Origin of the sequence: Muriicola sp. Z0-33, assembly GCF_026126425.1 — a bacterium.
Lineage (GTDB): Bacteria > Bacteroidota > Bacteroidia > Flavobacteriales > Flavobacteriaceae > JAFMPW01.
The window spans coordinates 65889-83930 of record NZ_JAFMPW010000004.1 but is presented as its reverse complement, the minus strand read 5'-3'; the positions used below and the strand labels follow the sequence as shown (position 1 = coordinate 83930).

Below are 18042 nucleotides of genomic sequence, written 5' to 3'. Positions count from 1 at the left end.
GACCGAATAAACAATTGGGATGCCCTGCTATTTAAACAGCCCATTGGGCCACAAATTAACAAAATTTAGGCGTTTTGCGCTTTAAATTCCTTTAATTTTTCCGTGAGCTTAGGAACCACTTCAAACGCATCTCCTACTACTCCATAGTCAGCAGCCTTAAAAAAGGGTGCTTCAGGATCAGTGTTGATAACCACTTTTACCTTAGAAGCACTTACTCCGGCTAAATGTTGAATAGCACCAGAAATTCCTATTGCGATATAAAGATTACTGGCAACAGGCTTCCCGGTCTGACCCACATGTTCACTATGTGGCCTCCATCCAAGGTCTGAGACCGGCTTAGAACAGGCCGTGGCAGCTCCGAGGACATCTGCTAATTCTTCGATCATCCCCCAATTTTCAGGCCCTTTCAGACCCCTTCCGCCAGAGACTACAATATCGGCGTCGGCAATAGTAGCTTTACCAACCACCCGATCAATCTCAACAGATTTTGTGCCGAGGTCGACATCGGAGACGTTTAAATTGAAGTTTTCAATTTCCGCATCGACTTTATTTTCAACGCTTCCAAAAGCATTATTGGAAACACCTATTATTTTTATCTCTGAGGCAATTTCTGTATGGGCAAATCCTTTGTTGCTAAAAGCGGTTCTTTTTACGGTAAACGGACTAACGCCTTGAGGAGCCGCTACAACGTTAGGGACATAACCAGCTTTAAGAATACCAGATAAAATGCCGGCAAGATACCTGGCATCGGTACTGGAACTTACAATGATAACCTTAGCGCCCTCTTTTTCTGCAGCCTGTGCAATTGAGGTAGCATGGGCCTTTGCATTAAATGTGCTTAACTCCTTATTAGTGCAATTAAGGACCTTAGAGACGCCAAAATTGCCTAGATCACTGGCATTTTCTGCGTTAAATGCTATGGCGGTTACATCGGTGCTGAGTTGTCTTGCCACTTCAAAGGCGTAAGAAGCCACTTCGAAGGCATTCTTTTTTAATTTACCGTTGTCTGTTTCTGTATAAACTAATACTGACATGCTAATATTTTTATTGTTCGGACTCCAAAAAATTAAATCACTTTTGGTATCTGGGTTATCTAATTTAAATTACTTTGGCTTCGTTATGTAAGAGGTTGACGAGTTCATCTATATTGTCTGCATCTACCAGTTTAACAGCTCCTTTTGCAGCTGGTTTTTCGAATGATACATCTTTGGTCGCCTGATTAGTATCTACCGGAGCAACTACATTCAGTTGTTTTTGTCGAGCCATCATAATGCCTCTCATATTTGGAATACGAAGATCACTTTCTTCTACTAGTCCTTTTTGTCCTCCAATGATTAGAGGCAGACTTGTAGCTATTTTCTCTTTTCCGCCATCAATTTCGCGAATAGCAGTTGCATTGTTTCCTTCAACTTCAAGACTTATGCATGTGTTGACAAAATTCATATCCAGTAGGGCAGCAACTATCCCGGGTACCATACCACCGTTATAGTCTATAGATTCCCTGCCGGCTATTACAAGATCATAGCCTCCGTTTTTTATAATTTCGGCCAATTGCCTTGCTACAAAAAAACCATCTGTTGGCTCGGCATCAATTCTAATAGCTTCATCCGCACCAATGGCGAGGGCCTTTCTAATCGTAGGCTCTGTGGCAGCACTGCCTACGGTAGCTACATGCAAAGTTGCTCCTTGTTTCTCTTTGAACCACATGGCCCTTGTTAATCCAAATTCGTCATTCGGGTTAATTACAAATTGTACGCCGTTGGTATCAAACTTACTGTTATCTTCAGTGAAGTTGATTTTGGAAGTAGTATCTGGTACGTTGCTGATACACACTAATATCTTCATTCTGGTGTGATTTTTATGTCGTTATTTAAGGTGCCAAAGATAGCTAATAATTTTCAAAAATACTATGCATGCATAATAAAATATTAAATTATTTTTCCCTTCAACAACGGTAAGATTGAGAGATATTTTGCTATTTTTGTTCGCATTTTAATGCTGAGTGTATTTTGTTTTTATGCACTACAATTTCGGTACAAACATCTATAATAACACCATACTATATGAAGACTTTACAGTTTAGGCAGGCGATAGCCGAAGCAATGTCGGAGGAGATGAGAAAGGATGATTCCATTTACCTGATGGGAGAGGAAGTAGCTGAGTATAACGGAGCTTATAAGGCTTCTAAAGGAATGCTGGATGAGTTTGGGCCTGAACGCGTAATTGATACACCAATATCGGAATTGGGTTTTGCAGGTATTGGAGTTGGTTCTGCCATGAACGGGAACCGGCCTATCATAGAGTATATGACCTTTAATTTCTGTCTGGTAGGAATAGATCAGATTATCAATAATGCGGCAAAGATTCGCCAGATGTCCGGCGGGCAGTTCAACTGTCCGATTGTCTTCCGGGGGCCTACGGCTTCAGCAGGTCAATTAGCAGCGACACATTCACAGGCTTTTGAAAGCTGGTTTGCCAATTGTCCCGGACTAAAGGTGGTTGTGCCATCTAATCCAGGTGATGCCAAAGGCTTATTAAAATCGGCAATCAGGGATGATGATCCGGTCATTTTTATGGAATCGGAACAAATGTATGGAGACAAAGGCGAGGTTCCGGAAGATGAATACACTATTCCCATTGGTGTTGCTGATATTAAAAGAGAAGGTAAAGATGTGACCATCGTCTCTTTTGGAAAGATTATTAAAGAAGCCTATAAGGCGGCAGATACATTAGCAGAAGAAGGAATTAGCTGCGAGATTATAGATTTGCGTACTGTTAGGCCAATGGATGGTGATGCGATTCTCAATTCTGTTAAAAAGACCAACAGACTTGTTGTTTTGGAAGAAGCATGGCCTTTTGGTAATGTAGCTTCAGAGATCACCTACCTGGTGCAGTCTGAGGCCTTTGACTATCTTGATGCCCCGGTAGAAAAAATTAACACTGCGGATACACCAGCACCATATTCGCCTGTATTGCTGGAAGAGTGGTTGCCCAACAGTGAAGATGTTATTAAGGCTGTTAAGAAAGTGTTATACAAATAAGTAGAATCAATTTGTAAAGGTATCTTAGCTTCGTCGACCAAGGGTTGGCGAAGCTTTTTCATAAAAAGGAATACTATTTGATAGTAATACTACCCTAAACGTTTTAGCGCATTAATGAATAGTAGTGTTCAGGACATTTGTCATTAGAGCGTAATGCAATTACTTTTATGAAGCATATCTTCTTATATCTATTTTTATTTTCATCCATTTCCCTGTATTCACAGACAAAAGTGGGAGGTATTGTAAAAGACCCGACCGGGGCACCTGTTGCCTTTGCTAATGTGTTGTTCCTCAACTCTACGGAAGGAACTATTACCAATGAAGATGGCCGGTTTTACATGGAATCTGATGCAAATTACGATATGCTCAAGATTTCATTTGTCGGTTATCAGGCAGTGGAAATTGAGTTGACCTCCAGGGTCACCTACAATATGGAAATTGTTTTACAGGAAGGGGAGCAATTAGATGAGGTGGTGGTCTATGTTGGGAAACAATCCAAGAAAAATAATCCTGCAATTGATATCCTCAAAAAGATATGGGCCAAAAAAAGAATCAATGGCCTGCGTATGTTTAATCAGTATAAATACGATAAATATGAAAAAATAGAGTTTGATATCAACACCATAGACAGTGCAATGATGGAGAGCAAAATGTTTAAGGGAATGGAATTTGTCTTTGCAGATCTGGATACCAGCAGAATAACGGGTAAAACCTACCTGCCCATATTCATAAACGAAACTTTTTATAAAGTATACGGAGATAATAAGCTTAAACAGGAGAAAGAGGACCTGCTGGGGAACAAAAATTCTGGTTTTAGCAATAATCAGGCAATCATCAGCTTTGTTGAAGACCTGTATTCCGATTATGATATTTATAACAACTACCTCAAATTTTTTGACAAAAGCTTTACAAGTCCGCTGTCAAGAACGGGGGTAGATACTTATAACTATGTACTTTCAGACAGTGCTTTTATAGACAACAAATGGTGTTATAATATTATTTATTACCCCAGACGAAAGAACGAACTCACCTTTAAAGGAGATTTTTGGGTGAATGATTCTACCTATGCAATCAAGGAAATTAACCTTGAGGTGACCAAAAGTGCCAATATAAACTGGGTAAAAGATATCTATATTGAACAGGAATTTGAAGTTGTTAACGATTCGGTATTCTTGCTAAAAAGGGATTATATGCTGAGCGACTTCAGTTTCAACAAAAAGGAAGAATCCAAAGGGGTTTATGGAAAGCGGACCACGGTGTACGACAACTATGTCTTTGATGAGTTTAAACCGGAGACATTTTATAAAAAGCCTTCAGACCCTTTTAATCCGTTTGTTTTTAACCGGGATAGTATTTTCTGGGCAAATAACAGGCTCGAAACTCTGAACAAGGACGAGCGTGGTATATATAAGCTCCTGGATACCCTTAAAACCGTTCCCAGATTTAAAACCTATTACAACCTTGTGAGTATTCTGGGCTCCGGGTATATAGAAATTGATAAATGGAATCTTGACATCGGAGATATTTACAGCGTTTTTGGCTATAACGATGCAGAGGGTGTTAGGCTCAGGGGAGGGGCAAGGACCTATTTTGGTCAGAACGATCCCTGGCGATTGGAAGGATATATGGCTTATGGTTTTGATGATCGTAAATTTAAACATGGATTTTCGGCTAAATTTCTTCTGGATAGGAAAAGCAGGCTTATTCTTTCGGGAGGAAACAGGCGTGATGTAGAACAAATGGGTCTTAGTCTTACCGCAACAAATGATGTTCTGGGAAGAAGTGTGGCCTCTTCTTCCGTATTGACAGTTGGGACGAACGACAGACTAACCAATATTAATCTGTCTACCTTAAACCTGGAAATGGAACCGACAAAGAATTTTCGGGTCCGTTTTGGGGGGTCATTCCGTACCTTAAGATCTGCCTTGCCAGATGCCTTTAGCCTGGATTATCTGGATCCGGAGGCCCCAGGCGGAATTGCTTCAGAGATCAGACAATTTGATATCACCACAACTCTAATATATACCCCTGGAAAACGTACCATTGGTTATGGCGTGGAACGAAAAAATATCAATGAAAATTACAGTACGTTGCTGTTAAATTACACCACGGGTATAGAGGGCTTTCTAGAAAGCGATTTTGATTATGAAAAAATACAGTTTTCCTATTCTCAACCCTGGCAGGTAGGCGGTTTTGGCAGATTGTTCAGTACTGTGGAAGTTGGAAAGACCTTTGGAGCAGTACCCCTTGGGTTGTTGAACATAGTTCCGGGGAATCAGACCCTGTTCTCTTTATACAATACTTTTCCCAATCTGGATTTTTATGAATTTGTGACAGATACATATGTCTCTGTACATCTTGAGCATAATTTTAATGGTCGCCTGTTCTCCAGAATTCCGTTTATGCGAAAATGGAATTTAAGGGAGATTGTTGGTCTGAGAGGGGTATGGGGAGAACTGTCAGATGAAAATATAATGCTCAGTAGCCCTACAAACATTCCTCTTATGGCACCTACCGACCAGATCTACTGGGAATATTCATTTGGAGTAGGGAATATTTTTAAGATATTCAGACTAGACTTTAACTTCAGGGGGAATTATCTGGATAATCCCAACGCAAGACCCTTTAGTGTTACCGGGACATTTGGCTTTCATTTTTAAATAGCCCCTTAATTACATATAAAAATTAGCTTTTATATTCTAATCGGTTTTACTACTTTTGCAGCCGTTTTAACTACATAACTAACAAACGAATATGGAATTAATCGTAAACTACTTATGGGCTTTTGGTATTTTGGCCCTGATCTTTGTATTTATTAAAAATGCTTGGGTAGCCAAGCAGGATGAAGGAGATGCAAAAATGGCCAGAATTGCCAAGAACATTGCAGATGGAGCAATGTCTTTTCTTAAAGCTGAATACAAAATTTTATCAATTTTTGTTGTTGCCGTTGCAATATTACTCTATTTCAAGGGAGTCTCTGAAGAGGGTTCTAATGGTATGGTAGCGGTCTCTTTTGTTGTTGGGGCAATTTGTTCCGCACTGGCAGGTTTTATTGGTATGAAGGCTGCAACAAAGGCTAATGTTCGTACTACGCAGGCAGCAAGAACATCTTTAGGGAAAGCACTAGAGGTTGCCTTTGCAGGTGGTGCGGTAATGGGATTAGGCGTTGTTGGTCTGGGCGTTTTAGGACTCAGCGGATTATTTGCATTTTACAGCGGACAAGGCTGGGCAATAGCTGAAGTACTTAATGTGCTATCCGGATTCTCACTAGGGGCATCATCTATCGCCTTATTTGCTCGTGTTGGTGGAGGTATTTATACCAAGGCGGCTGATGTTGGAGCTGATTTAGTTGGTAAGGTTGAGGCAGGTATTCCTGAAGATCATCCTTTAAACCCGGCTACTATTGCAGACAATGTTGGGGATAATGTTGGTGATGTTGCAGGTATGGGAGCCGATTTATTTGAATCTTATGTTGGTTCTATAATTGGAACCATGGTACTGGGGGCATTTATTATCACTCCTGGACTTGATGGGTTAGGAGCCGTTTATCTTCCTTTAGCCCTTGCTGCTGTTGGTATCGTTATGTCTATCATTGGAACTTTCTTTGTAAGAGTGAAAGATGGAGGATCGCCACATAGAGCTTTAAATATAGGAGAATTTGGTTCTGCTTTTTTAATGGTAATCGCTTCCTATTTTATTATAAATGGATTAATACCAGCCGAGATTGAAGGACTTCCTTTTGGAGCCATGGGTGTTTTCTGGGCTACAATTGCAGGATTGGTTGCCGGTCTCGGAGTTGGAAAGATCACAGAATATTACACAGGTACCGGAACTAAGCCGGTAAATTCAATAGTAAGACAATCTGAAACTGGTGCTGCTACCAATATAATTGCAGGCCTTGGAGTAGGAATGATGTCTACCGCTGTGCCAATTATCTTAATTGCCGCTGCCATACTGGTATCTCACCATTTTGCCGGACTATACGGAATTGCAATTGCAGCAGTGGGTATGTTGGCAAACACTGGGATTCAGTTAGCTGTTGATGCTTATGGTCCAATTTCAGACAACGCTGGTGGTATCGCAGAGATGGCCGAATTGCCAGGGGAAGTAAGAGAACGTACAGATAAATTAGATGCTGTTGGAAATACCACAGCTGCTATTGGTAAAGGGTTTGCAATTGCTTCTGCAGCTTTAACTGCTTTAGCTTTGTTTGCTGCCTTTATGAAAACAGCCGGGGTGACATCTATTGACGTGTCTAAGCCAAATATCATGGCCGGACTTCTGGTTGGAGGTATGTTGCCATTCGTGTTTTCTGCATTATCTATGAATGCTGTAGGACGTGCCGCTATGGCCATGATTGAAGAAGTAAGAAGACAATTCAGAGATATTCCAGAGTTAAAAGCGGCATTAGAAGTAATGCGTAAGTACGATTCTGATATGTCTAAGGCGAGTGATGCTGACAGGGAGATTTTTGATAAGGCTGACGGAGTTGCGGAGTACGACAAATGTGTTGCCATCTCCACAAAGGCCTCTATTAAAGAAATGGTTTTACCCGGATTGTTAGCCATCGCTGTTCCTGTAGCTATAGGATTTATTGGAGGAGCAGAGATGCTTGGAGGATTGCTTGCAGGTGTTACAACCTGTGGTGTTTTAATGGCAATTTTTCAGTCAAATGCCGGTGGTGCATGGGACAATGCTAAGAAAATGATTGAAGAACAAGGTAAGAAAGGAACAGATGCTCATAAGGCAGCCGTTGTAGGAGATACTGTTGGAGATCCTTTTAAAGATACTTCAGGTCCTTCTTTGAATATTCTGCTAAAATTAATGTCTGTTGTTGCTTTGGTAATTGCTCCGAGTATTGCAATTTCTTCGGATGGACTAATGGCTTATTCAGAAAATGATGTCAAGCAGGAAGTGAAGAAAGAAGTTATGGTGAAGATGGAGTCAGCTGCCGATGATATGGTAGTTGCCACTGTGACTACAACCATTACCAAGGACGGAGAGACTACTACTGACGAAGTGCTTATTGAAGGTGATGAGGCAGAAGTGAAGAAGCAAATTGAAATGCTTCATGAAGAAGGTACTCAAATTGATGTTAAGGTAAAAAAGATTATCAAGGAAGAAGTGGAAGAAGAGAAAGAATAGTCTTCCTCAACTTTAGATATTCATAAGAAAAACCCTGTGATAGTTGTCACAGGGTTTTTCTATATATGTGTATTTATACGAAGATGCTGTGTCTAAAACAGCCCGTTAATTTCAGCATCAATTTTATTGATCACCTCTCCTAGATGTTCCGGATCCTCTACAAAGTCTAATTTATCCACATCAACTACCAGGAGGTTTCCTTTTTCATAACTGTGTACCCAAGCCTCGTAGCGCTCATTTAATCTACTCAGATAATCTATAGAGATGGTGTTCTCGTACTCCCTTCCGCGTTTATGAATCTGATTCACCAGGTTTGGAATAGAACTCCTGAGATAAATGAGAAGATCCGGAGGTTGTACCAGACTTTCCATCAGTTCAAAAAGGCTGGAATAATTATTAAAGTCTCTATTGGTCATTAACCCCATAGCATGCAGGTTGGGGGCAAAAATATGTGCATCTTCATAGATAGTTCTATCCTGAATAACATTCTTGCCGCTCTCCCTGATTTTTAAAATCTGCCTGTATCTGCTATTGAGAAAATAGATTTGCAGGTTAAAACTCCAGCGCTCCATTTGAGTATAGAAGTCGTCCAGATAAGGGTTGTCTACCACATCTTCAAAATGCGCCTCCCATTTATAATGCTTGGAAAGCAATTTGGTCAGTGTTGTCTTTCCTGCCCCAATGTTTCCGGCAACTGCAATATGCATATTGTGTTTTGATTTATGGTTGGTGATCTAACTATCAAAGACACACAATATACAAAGTATCTTGGGCTTGAGAAAAAATAGTTGTCGAAATACCTGGATTTTAATTAGCGGGAGATTTTGATCCTCCTCAATGCTCAAAAATCGGTCTTGGTTTAGCAAATTAATTTGTAACCATATCCCCTGACATTTACAATTTGAATGTCTTCGTCCCTGCCAAGTTTTTTTCTGAGCTTGCTTATAAATACATCCATGCTTCGTGCATTGAAAAAGTCATCATCACCCCAAATTTTCTTGAGAATTTGTCTTCTGTCCAATATTTGATTTCTTCTTTCGGACAGGTGAAAAAGTAACTCTGCCTCACGGTGGGTGAGTGGAATTTCGAGGCCATCGAAAGTGATCATCTGTTTGGTATGATTAAATGTATACTTACCTATGTCGATGTTTTCGGAGCCGCTTTTAAGACGTAGTCTGTCTAGCAAGTTATGAATTCGGACAATGAGTTCTTCCATGCTAAAAGGCTTTTTAAGGTAATCGTTGCCTCCGTGTTGAAAACCTTCAAGTACGTCTTTGGTCTGTGATTTAGCCGTTAAAAAAATAATGGGAATCGTAGCATCCAGAGCTCGAATTTCACTTGCCAGTGTAAAGCCATCTTTTTTTGGCATCATAACATCGAGCACCAACAATTCTGGCTGCTCTTTTTGATAACACTGTAGTGCTTCTTCACCATTTTTACAATACAGTACTTCAAAATTTCGCGTCTCCAGACTTTCTTTTACAATTTGTCCTAATGCTGCTTCGTCTTCAGCCAGTAATATTTTGATAGGCGTATTCATAGGCTAATTTTAAAAATGGTATGCTCGCCGTCTGATGACAAGTTAATGCTGCCACCGTGTTTTTCAATAATCTTTTTAGTGTAAAATAACCCAATACCAAAGCCCTTAACATCGTGTCGGTTTCCTGTAGGTATCCGGTAAAATTTATCGAATACCTTATCTCGTTGGCTCTTGTCCATACCACCACCATTATCAGTAACACTGAGCTCAACAGCATTCAAAAGGACATTTAAGTTGACCTCTATCTGATCTCCACCATATTTAATTGCGTTATCTAATAAGTTAGCAATGGCATTTTCGAAGTGGAAAGGATCTATCTCTTTTTTGAGATTTGAAACATTACATTTAAAATCAATAACCTTTTCAGGTGAAAGCATTTGAAATTTTTCAACAATTCTATTTAGCATTTGTACCAGATCGGTACTTTCTTTTTGGAGTAGGAGCTTATCACTGTCTAAAGTGGCAGTTTCCAATAATTTTTCGACCATCAAATGAAGTTTCTGCAGTTGATTACTGGAAATATCCAGATAGGAATCTGTCTTTTCTTTGCTATTGGCGTCATTAAAATTTCTAATCCCCTCTATAGCTGTCGCTACCGTGGCTATTGGCGTTTTAAATTCATGGGTGATATTGCTTATCAAATCATTTTTAATTGCCGCCAACTGCTTTTGCCGGTTAATAATTTTCAACAAGTAAAGCAGACAGGCTATAATACTTGCAGAGAGTAAAAAGGAAAGTATGATACCCGTAAGGCTTCTCTTTAATACCACGAGGGTAGGATTTGTAAACAGGAGTTCTAATTTTTCATCTGCTGGCAGATAGGTAGATTTTGAAAAAGTAGAAAGGGCAAGAGCCTTGGAGTCAGGAGCGCCGAAGGTGCCCAGGACCGAATCATTTTTAGAATGTTTAATCTTATAGCCAATGGTAATATTCTTTCGGTTAAATTCCTGACCAAGGAGGGTGTCTAAACGTTTAAAATCAAGAGAATCCGTGGTAAAAGAAATTATTATTTTGCTTGCTAGCCCTTCAAACTGGTTAAGACTGTCAAAGGCACTGCTTTTTTGAAACATGGATATTTTCGCTCTATTTCCTGTGTTGTGGCCTCCATGGCCCGAAACAGAATCAAGGAGGTGACTAAAGGTGCGAATGCTTTCTACCATTCCATGAGTGTCCGAGTCTACTCTTAAGAAGATAGAATCCCTGGTATAGGTATTCGCACTCGTCATGTGGTTTTGCAATAGAGAATCTATCAGGGTATCCCTTAAGGTAACCATCTCTGCTTTGGCTAAGTCTGCAAAATAAGATTCAACCCCATTGTCGAGGCTATTCTGAACTTCGTTGATCAATCTTTGTTTATTGACATTGTAATTCTGAACATTCCAATAGAGCTGCAACCCTATTGTTGCAATAATAGTGGCAGTAATAAAATAAATAAGGGATTTGTAATTGTTTTGCTTCACCTTTCAAAAGTAACCACAATTCTTCAGTGCTCTGGTACGGATTAACACTCGTTAACACTGGTTAACCTTTTTAACGATCACACTAATGCAAATTTGTAACTCGAATGTTTAACTATAAATACATATAAAATGAGAAAATCAGCAATTACAATTGCACTATTTCTGGCATTTTTGGGTCCCCAACTTTTTGGACAGGATTTTACTGGCCTGGCCACCTACAAAACTGCAATGAAAATGAATATTGCCATGGATAGTACGGAAATGTCCGCGGATCAGCAAAGCCTTATGCAACAGCGGTTAATGAAAGCGCTTCAAAAAGAGTACGAGCTTAGTTTTAATGCTTACGAATCTAACTGGAAAGAAGTAGGTAAACTAGACAAAGAAACCGCCAGTGATGGAATTCAGATCGTTATGGTGGGAGCAGGAGGAGGAGAAGATGGCCTGCTTTACAAAAATACCAAGGAAGCCAATTTTATTGAGACCACCGACGCATTTGGCAAGTTGTTTCTTGTCTCTGGAGCTATGGAGAAGCCAGAATGGAAAATAACAGATGAATCCAAGCAGATTGGCCAATATACCTGTTATAAGGCTACTTCTGAACGCGAGGTTACCGAAACAAGGATGACCGAGATGAACGGGGAAAAGGTGGAAACGGAAGAAAAGCGGATGCAGACTACAACTGTATGGTATACTCCTGATATTCCTGTGGCTCATGGACCAGACACCTACTGGGGCTTGCCCGGACTTATTCTGGAAGCAAGCAACGGTAATCGTGTAATCATTTGCAACAAAGTTGTTCTCAACCCAAAAAACAAAGCTGTCATAACCATTCCTTCAAAAGGAAAAAAAGTAACCGCCGAAGCTTACGAAGAGATTATGCGGGAACAATCCCAAAAAATGAGAAAAATGTATGGGGGCGGTAAGAGAAAAGGACAAAGTGGAAATTCTATCTCCATAAGCATCGACAACTAAAATATGTACGGGCGGGGGTATCCGCAAATAGCATCAATCAAAAAATGAACAGAATATTAATAGTATCCCTGATTTTGGGACTAGGATGCCTCTGCCAATCAGCAAGGGCCCAACAGGTGACCTTAATTGGTCGTGTATCAGATTCTATCAACAACCCTCTGGAACTTTCTAATGTCATAGCTATAAACCCGAATACGAACGCCATTGCGTCTTATGGCATTTCAGATGCAGAGGGGCGTTATAAATTGCATTTGAAGAAAGACAGCCTTTATCTGCTGCGGGCCAGTTACCTGGGTTATCAATCCTGGGAAAAATCTATTCGTGCTGAAAAAGACCTTAGTCAGAACATTGTTCTTAAACCTTCTCCGGATCAATTGGATGAAGTAGAATTAATTCAGGAATTACCAGTCAGCATTTCAGGGGATACAATCACTTATAAAACCGATGCCTTTACAAGCGGTAAAGAACGGAAACTAGAACAAGTTCTAGAGCAATTACCAGGTTTTGAAGTAGATGATGAAGGGCAGATAAAAGTACAGGGCAAAGATGTGAGCAAGCTGCTTGTAGAGGGCAAAGAGTTTTTTGACGGAGATACTAAAATGGCTACTAAAAATATCCCGGCCAATGCAGTGGATAAGGTCCAGGTGCTGAGAGATTACAATGAAATTGGTCCACTTAGCGGTGTTAGCGATAGTGACGATATTGCATTGAATATTAAACTCAAAGAGGGAAAAAAGAATTTGTGGTTTGGCGACATTTCCGGCGGATTAGGTCCTGACGACAGATATTTAGCACACCCCAATGTTTTCTATTATTCACCAAAAACGAGTGTTAATTTTATCGGAGATCTCAATAATATAGGAGAACAGTCATTTACGCTACAAGATTATTTCAGATTTAATGGTGGCCTGGCCAGTTTGGGTCAAAGGTCCGGATCTTCCATAAATTTATCCGGGGACGATATAGGCCTATCTCTGATTCAAAATAACCGTGCGGAAAATATCATTTCTCGTTTGGCAGCCCTCAATTTCAGTTACAAACCCAACAACAAAATAAACTTTGGTGGATTTGGTATTTTATCAGCGACTGATACAGATATTTCAAGCCGCTCTGATCGCACTTATATAAGAGAAGATGGAAATAATGAGGAACGTCTTATTTCCAATACCTTACAAGAAAATACCTCAATGCTTCTAAAGCTTTCTGCCACGTTTACTCCAAACTCAAAATGGTATGTAAACTATGATGGTTTTGTTAAAGGATCAAGAATTACAGATGACAATCGCTCTAACTCGGATTTTGGAACAGTAAGCAATGATATCGTATCTATTAGTTCCAGAGATCCCTTTTCGGTTGAACAAACATTTAGCGCCTATTACGCCAAGGATGATGATAATGTGTTTTCACTGGAAAGCAATTACCTGTATAAAGAACAACGTCCCGAATACAATTTATTAAGCACTGCTGCACCTTTTATTGGCAGTATACCTCTTCAGGGTACGAGTCCTTTTGGCTTATTTCAGGAAGAAACTGTTCAAACCAACAAACTAGACCTGGAGTTTAATTATTATCGGGTATTGAACAAAACCAACCATATAAGCTTTACTATGGGTACGGCTGTAAACGGGCAAAGGTTGCGATCTGGATTAGAGGAATATTTTCAGGATGGCAGCTCACTACCTTACCTGGACAATAGCTTTAATAACCTTTCTAACTTTAACTTCCTGGATACTTATTTTGGGCTTGGATACCGTATTAAACTTGGAAAATTAACCTTAAGCCCAGGGATTAGTTTCCATATATACGATACCGAAAATCAACAAAGAGATGAAGTTTTTGAACTTGATAAGACCCTCCTGTTACCCAGACTAAGGGCTAAGTATCAGTTTAACAGTTCTCAGAGTCTTCAATTTAATTATGCGCTCCAAGCCGAATTTGCTGACATTCAAAGTTTTTCTCCGGCCCTGCAGTTAATGGGATACAATAGCTTGTTTGAAGGGAATACGAATCTCAGAAACGCCTGGTATCACAGTTTTGCGCTGAATTATTTCAACTTTAGTATGTTTAATTTTACTAATATCAATGCCGGCCTGAACTATCAAAAGCGCTATGATGCAGTTGGAAATGCCATAAGCTTTCAGGGTCTGGATGTGCTGTCTACACCCATCAATATAAGTTTGCCCAATGAGACCTTTTCTGGCTATGGACAATATGAGCGAAAATTCCCATTGTGGAAAGCCAGCCTGAGGGCTACTTTGGCATACGGCAAGAACAATAATCAGATTGACGGTTTGGCCGACTTCAACAGGTCTTTTACGCAGAACTACAGATTGTCATTGGAGACCCGATTTAAAGAAGCTCCAAATGTGGAAATTGGCTATGAAAAAATCTGGAATGACTATTCCAGCAACTCCATTGCCAACAATTTTGTAACCAACAGGCCTTTTGCAAATATTGAAGCGTACTTTCTGAAAAACTTCAGCTTTACCGCGGACTATCAATACAATAATTATAAGAATCGCGATGGAGGGACCAGGAGTAATTACGATTTTCTGAATGCAGCGCTATATTATCAGAAAGAGGACAGTCCGTGGGAATTTATTTTATCTGGTTTAAACCTATTAAATACTACTTCAATCAGGCAAGATTCTTTTTCTGACAATTTAATTGGCACCTATGAGTATTTTGTGCAACCCAGATACTTTATGTTCACTATCAAGTACGATCTTTAATGAGGGCATTGACAAGAAGGTTAATTTTTTGTAAAATGGAAAGCATCCCAAACTATTTTCATATTTTTGGTTCTTGAAATTTTCGAGGAAGGATTTGACTGATTGCAACCTCATTAAAAATGCTAAAACAGCCTTCACAGAGTTTTTAGGTTTTTGTTTTATCTCCCTTAATAGGTTTTCGGAATTCTTTTCTTGATAATACATTTAGCAATGGCCTATTTATTTACATCCGAATCCGTTAGTGAAGGACACCCAGATAAAGTTGCAGACCAGATCAGTGATGCGCTATTGGATAACTTTCTCGCCTTTGATCCAGATAGTAAGGTAGCCTGTGAAACGCTGGTCACGACCGGGCAGGTAGTACTCGCTGGGGAAGTTAAGAGTCATACCTATGTGGATTTGCAGCAGATTGCCAGGGAAGTCATCAACAATATAGGATATACAAAGGGAGAATATCAGTTTAGCGGCGACTCCTGTGGTGTTGTCTCTCTTATACACGAACAATCTCAGGAAATTAATCAGGGGGTAGATAGGGGCGCTAAGGAAGAACAGGGTGCCGGAGATCAGGGAATGATGTTTGGTTATGCTACTAGTGAGACTGAGAATTATATGCCTTTGGCGTTAGACATTTCTCATAAGATATTGCAGGAATTGGCGCTGCTAAGGCGAGAGAACAACGAGATTACCTATTTAAGGCCGGATGCGAAATCGCAAGTCACTATTGAATACTCCGATGATAATATTCCACAGCGTATAGACACCATTGTGATTTCCACTCAGCATGATGACTTTGATGAGGATGATGCCAAAATGCTTTCGAAAATTAAGGAGGATATCATTTCCATTTTAATTCCCAGGGTAAAAGAACGGCTTCCTGAGGCCATCCAGGTCCTGTTTAATAGTGATATTACCTATCACATAAATCCGACAGGTAAGTTTGTGATAGGAGGACCTCATGGAGATTCTGGCCTGACCGGAAGAAAGATCATCGTGGATACTTACGGAGGGAAAGGTGCTCACGGAGGAGGAGCCTTTAGTGGTAAAGATCCAAGTAAAGTAGACCGGAGTGCAGCATATGCGGCCAGGCATGCTGCAAAGAACCTTGTAGCGGCAGGAGTGGCAGACGAAATACTTTTACAACTTAGTTATGCAATTGGAGTAGTAGAGCCTACCTCAATTTATGTAGATACCTACGGTTCTTCAAATGTGGATATGACCGATGGCCAAATTGCTGAAAAGGTAGCAGACCTTTTTGATATGAGACCTTTTGCCATTGAGGAAAGACTAAAACTACGCAACCCAATTTATTTGGAATCAGCTGCTTACGGGCATATGGGGAGAGAACCAATTACAGTGTCAAAAGTTTTTGAATCTCCTTATAATGGTAGGGTAGAGAAGGAGGTAGAATTATTTACTTGGGAGAAATTAGACATGATTCAACCCATAAAAAAGGCCTTTAATCTATAAAATTTACTAAAAGTTTAGGAAATTCAATTTTTCTATTCCTATATTTGGCTTTCCAAGTTCAAACACTTACTGAAAAGTTATCAAGAAAGGTGGAGGGAATAGACCCTTTGAAACCTTAGCAACCCTTTGTATTCCCCTGCAACTAACCGGGACCAAAGAAGGTGCTACATTCTATCACTATTTAAGGTGGCAGATAACACACAGGATCATATCCGTAATTATACCTTCTTTCTAACTTCTTCATTTTAACTAATTGCATTTTAGCAATTCTGGTATGAGCTGGATTAAAGTATAATTAACTAAAAAAAATACATCATGAGTGAACAAAAATTTTCTACCAACGCCTTACATGCAGGCCATGACACCGATGTAACTGGTGGCACCCGTGCAGTACCTATTTATCAAAGTACCGCTTACGTATTTAATGATTCGGACCATGCGGCAAATCTTTTTTCTCTGGCAGAATTCGGGAATATTTATACTAGGATTAATAACCCGACCAATGATATCCTTGAGCAACGGCTTGCAGCCCTGGAAGGAGGTATAGCCTCTGTAGTGACAGCATCCGGGACCGCCGCCACAAATGCGGTGCTATTGGTGATGCTGAAGGCAGGAGATCATATAGTTGCTTCCAATAGTTTATACGGTGGCACCTATAATTTACTGGACGTTACCTTACCGAGATTGGGTATTACAACTACCTTTGTAGATCCTTCGGATCCTACAAATTTTGGAAAGGCCGTAAAGGAAAATACCAGAGCTATTTTCGTAGAATCTGTTGGGAACCCTAAATTGGATGTTTTAGATCTTAAAGCTATTTCTGCCGAAGCCAAAGCAGCCAAAATCCCATTTATTGTAGACAATACTGTGGCTACTCCGGCCCTTTTAAACCCAATAGAACACGGTGCAAACATTGTAATTCATTCACTGACAAAATATGTCAATGGAAATGGTACCGCCCTGGGAGGAGCTATAATTGATGCCGGAACATTCGACTGGGCAAATGGTAAATTCCCCGAATTTACTGAACCTTCTCCAGGATATCACGGTTTGGTTTATCATGACGCTTTGGGTCCTGCCGCATTTATTGCGAAAGTCAGAATAGAAGGACTTAGGGATTTTGGAGGTTGCTTAAGTCCGTTTAATGCATTTCAGATTATTCAAGGCCTGGAAACTCTCGCGGTGCGCATGAAGCAACATAGCAAGAATGCCCTGGAGCTCGCTCAATGGTTAGAACAACGAAAAGAGGTGACATGGGTAAATTACCCAGGATTAAAATCCAGTAAGTACAATGCGCAGGCCGAAGCGTATCTGCCTAATGGTCAAAGTGGCCTGGTTACCTTTGGAGTAAAGGGAGGCTTTGATTCTGCCAAAAAAATCGCAGATGAAACCAAGATATTCTCACTCCTGGCTAATATTGGTGATACAAAATCCCTAATTATACATCCTGCCAGCACTACCCACCAACAATTGGATGATGCATCGCAGGAATCTACAGGAGTAACCAAAGACCTTATAAGATTATCTGTAGGCTTGGAAGACCTGGAAGATCTCAAGAGCGATCTTGAACAGGCTTTTGCCACAATAGATGCCTCCGTTTTGGCTTAAAATCTATAAATGTATGAACGGGCGCTTTAGTTTAAAATAGAGATATTGGCTACAGCGCCCGACTCAGAACATGTTAT

12 protein-coding genes and 1 riboswitch are annotated in these 18042 nt (G+C 40.2%); of the genes, 7 read left to right on the top strand and 5 right to left on the bottom strand.

Annotated features, from left to right (window positions below; genetic code table 11):
* Positions 1-65: 65 nt before the first annotated feature.
* Both J1G40_RS07695 and J1G40_RS07690 read right to left on the bottom strand, forming a co-directional pair.
* Positions 66-1034 (bottom strand): electron transfer flavoprotein subunit alpha/FixB family protein, encoded by a 969-nt coding sequence (locus J1G40_RS07695; protein ID WP_265242038.1) that lies wholly within the window; start codon positions 1032-1034, stop codon positions 66-68.
* Between the two features lie 64 nt (positions 1035-1098).
* Entirely contained in the window at positions 1099-1845 is a 747-nt protein-coding gene (locus tag J1G40_RS07690) for an electron transfer flavoprotein subunit beta/FixA family protein (protein WP_265242037.1), read from the bottom strand.
* Positions 1846-2063: 218 nt separating this feature from the next.
* Here J1G40_RS07690 and J1G40_RS07685 point away from each other — a divergent pair, with 218 nt between their 5' ends.
* From J1G40_RS07685 to J1G40_RS07675, 3 genes are all read left to right on the top strand, one after another.
* Positions 2064-3041 carry a pyruvate dehydrogenase complex E1 component subunit beta gene (locus tag J1G40_RS07685; RefSeq protein WP_265242036.1) on the top strand — a complete coding sequence of 326 codons (978 nt, stop codon included), beginning with the start codon at positions 2064-2066 and terminating at the stop codon, positions 3039-3041.
* 167 nt (positions 3042-3208) lie between these two features.
* Positions 3209-5701: a DUF5686 family protein gene (locus tag J1G40_RS07680; protein ID WP_265242035.1), complete on the top strand. Its 2493-nt coding sequence runs from the start codon at positions 3209-3211 to the stop codon at positions 5699-5701.
* Positions 5702-5795: 94 nt separating this feature from the next.
* Complete coding sequence (locus J1G40_RS07675; RefSeq protein ID WP_265242034.1) at positions 5796-8186, top strand: sodium-translocating pyrophosphatase; 2391 nt, start codon at positions 5796-5798, stop codon at positions 8184-8186.
* A gap of 92 nt (positions 8187-8278) precedes the next feature.
* On the opposite strand, the gene J1G40_RS07670 is transcribed toward J1G40_RS07675, so the two are convergent.
* From J1G40_RS07670 to J1G40_RS07660, 3 genes are all read right to left on the bottom strand, one after another.
* Entirely contained in the window at positions 8279-8893 is a 615-nt protein-coding gene (locus tag J1G40_RS07670) for a deoxynucleoside kinase (RefSeq protein ID WP_265242033.1), read from the bottom strand.
* Positions 8894-9045: 152 nt separating this feature from the next.
* Positions 9046-9726: a response regulator transcription factor gene (locus J1G40_RS07665; RefSeq protein WP_265242032.1), complete on the bottom strand. Its 681-nt coding sequence runs from the start codon at positions 9724-9726 to the stop codon at positions 9046-9048.
* Positions 9723-11186 carry a HAMP domain-containing histidine kinase gene (locus J1G40_RS07660; protein WP_265242031.1) on the bottom strand — a complete coding sequence of 488 codons (1464 nt, stop codon included), beginning with the start codon at positions 11184-11186 and terminating at the stop codon, positions 9723-9725. Before J1G40_RS07660 ends, J1G40_RS07665 begins: the two co-directional genes overlap by 4 nt.
* A gap of 129 nt (positions 11187-11315) precedes the next feature.
* On the opposite strand from J1G40_RS07660, the gene J1G40_RS07655 reads away from it, so the two are divergent.
* The 4 genes from J1G40_RS07655 (at position 11316) to J1G40_RS07640 (ending at position 17965) form a co-directional block, all read left to right on the top strand.
* Complete coding sequence (locus J1G40_RS07655) at positions 11316-12158, top strand: GLPGLI family protein (protein WP_265242030.1); 843 nt, start codon at positions 11316-11318, stop codon at positions 12156-12158.
* 44 nt (positions 12159-12202) lie between these two features.
* Complete coding sequence (locus J1G40_RS07650; protein ID WP_265242029.1) at positions 12203-14890, top strand: carboxypeptidase regulatory-like domain-containing protein; 2688 nt, start codon at positions 12203-12205, stop codon at positions 14888-14890.
* 210 nt (positions 14891-15100) lie between these two features.
* Positions 15101-16357 carry a methionine adenosyltransferase gene (metK, locus tag J1G40_RS07645; RefSeq protein ID WP_265242028.1) on the top strand — a complete coding sequence of 419 codons (1257 nt, stop codon included), beginning with the start codon at positions 15101-15103 and terminating at the stop codon, positions 16355-16357.
* Between the two features lie 74 nt (positions 16358-16431).
* A riboswitch (SAM riboswitch) is annotated at positions 16432-16557 on the top strand.
* Between the two features lie 115 nt (positions 16558-16672).
* Positions 16673-17965, top strand: a complete 1293-nt coding sequence (locus J1G40_RS07640) for an O-acetylhomoserine aminocarboxypropyltransferase/cysteine synthase family protein (RefSeq protein WP_265242027.1) — start codon at positions 16673-16675, stop codon at positions 17963-17965.
* The last annotated feature ends 77 nt before the right edge of the window (positions 17966-18042 follow it).

Coding starts and splice junctions, on each gene's coding strand:
- J1G40_RS07695 (WP_265242038.1), bottom strand. CDS start 1,034: ATGTCAGTATTAGTTTATACAGAAACAGACAACGGTAAATTAAAAAAG.
- J1G40_RS07690 (WP_265242037.1), bottom strand. CDS start 1,845: ATGAAGATATTAGTGTGTATCAGCAACGTACCAGATACTACTTCCAAA.
- J1G40_RS07685 (WP_265242036.1), top strand. CDS start 2,064: ATGAAGACTTTACAGTTTAGGCAGGCGATAGCCGAAGCAATGTCGGAG.
- J1G40_RS07680 (WP_265242035.1), top strand. CDS start 3,209: ATGAAGCATATCTTCTTATATCTATTTTTATTTTCATCCATTTCCCTG.
- J1G40_RS07675 (WP_265242034.1), top strand. CDS start 5,796: ATGGAATTAATCGTAAACTACTTATGGGCTTTTGGTATTTTGGCCCTG.
- J1G40_RS07670 (WP_265242033.1), bottom strand. CDS start 8,893: ATGCATATTGCAGTTGCCGGAAACATTGGGGCAGGAAAGACAACACTG.
- J1G40_RS07665 (WP_265242032.1), bottom strand. CDS start 9,726: ATGAATACGCCTATCAAAATATTACTGGCTGAAGACGAAGCAGCATTA.
- J1G40_RS07655 (WP_265242030.1), top strand. CDS start 11,316: ATGAGAAAATCAGCAATTACAATTGCACTATTTCTGGCATTTTTGGGT.
- J1G40_RS07650 (WP_265242029.1), top strand. CDS start 12,203: ATGAACAGAATATTAATAGTATCCCTGATTTTGGGACTAGGATGCCTC.
- metK (WP_265242028.1), top strand. CDS start 15,101: ATGGCCTATTTATTTACATCCGAATCCGTTAGTGAAGGACACCCAGAT.
- J1G40_RS07640 (WP_265242027.1), top strand. CDS start 16,673: ATGAGTGAACAAAAATTTTCTACCAACGCCTTACATGCAGGCCATGAC.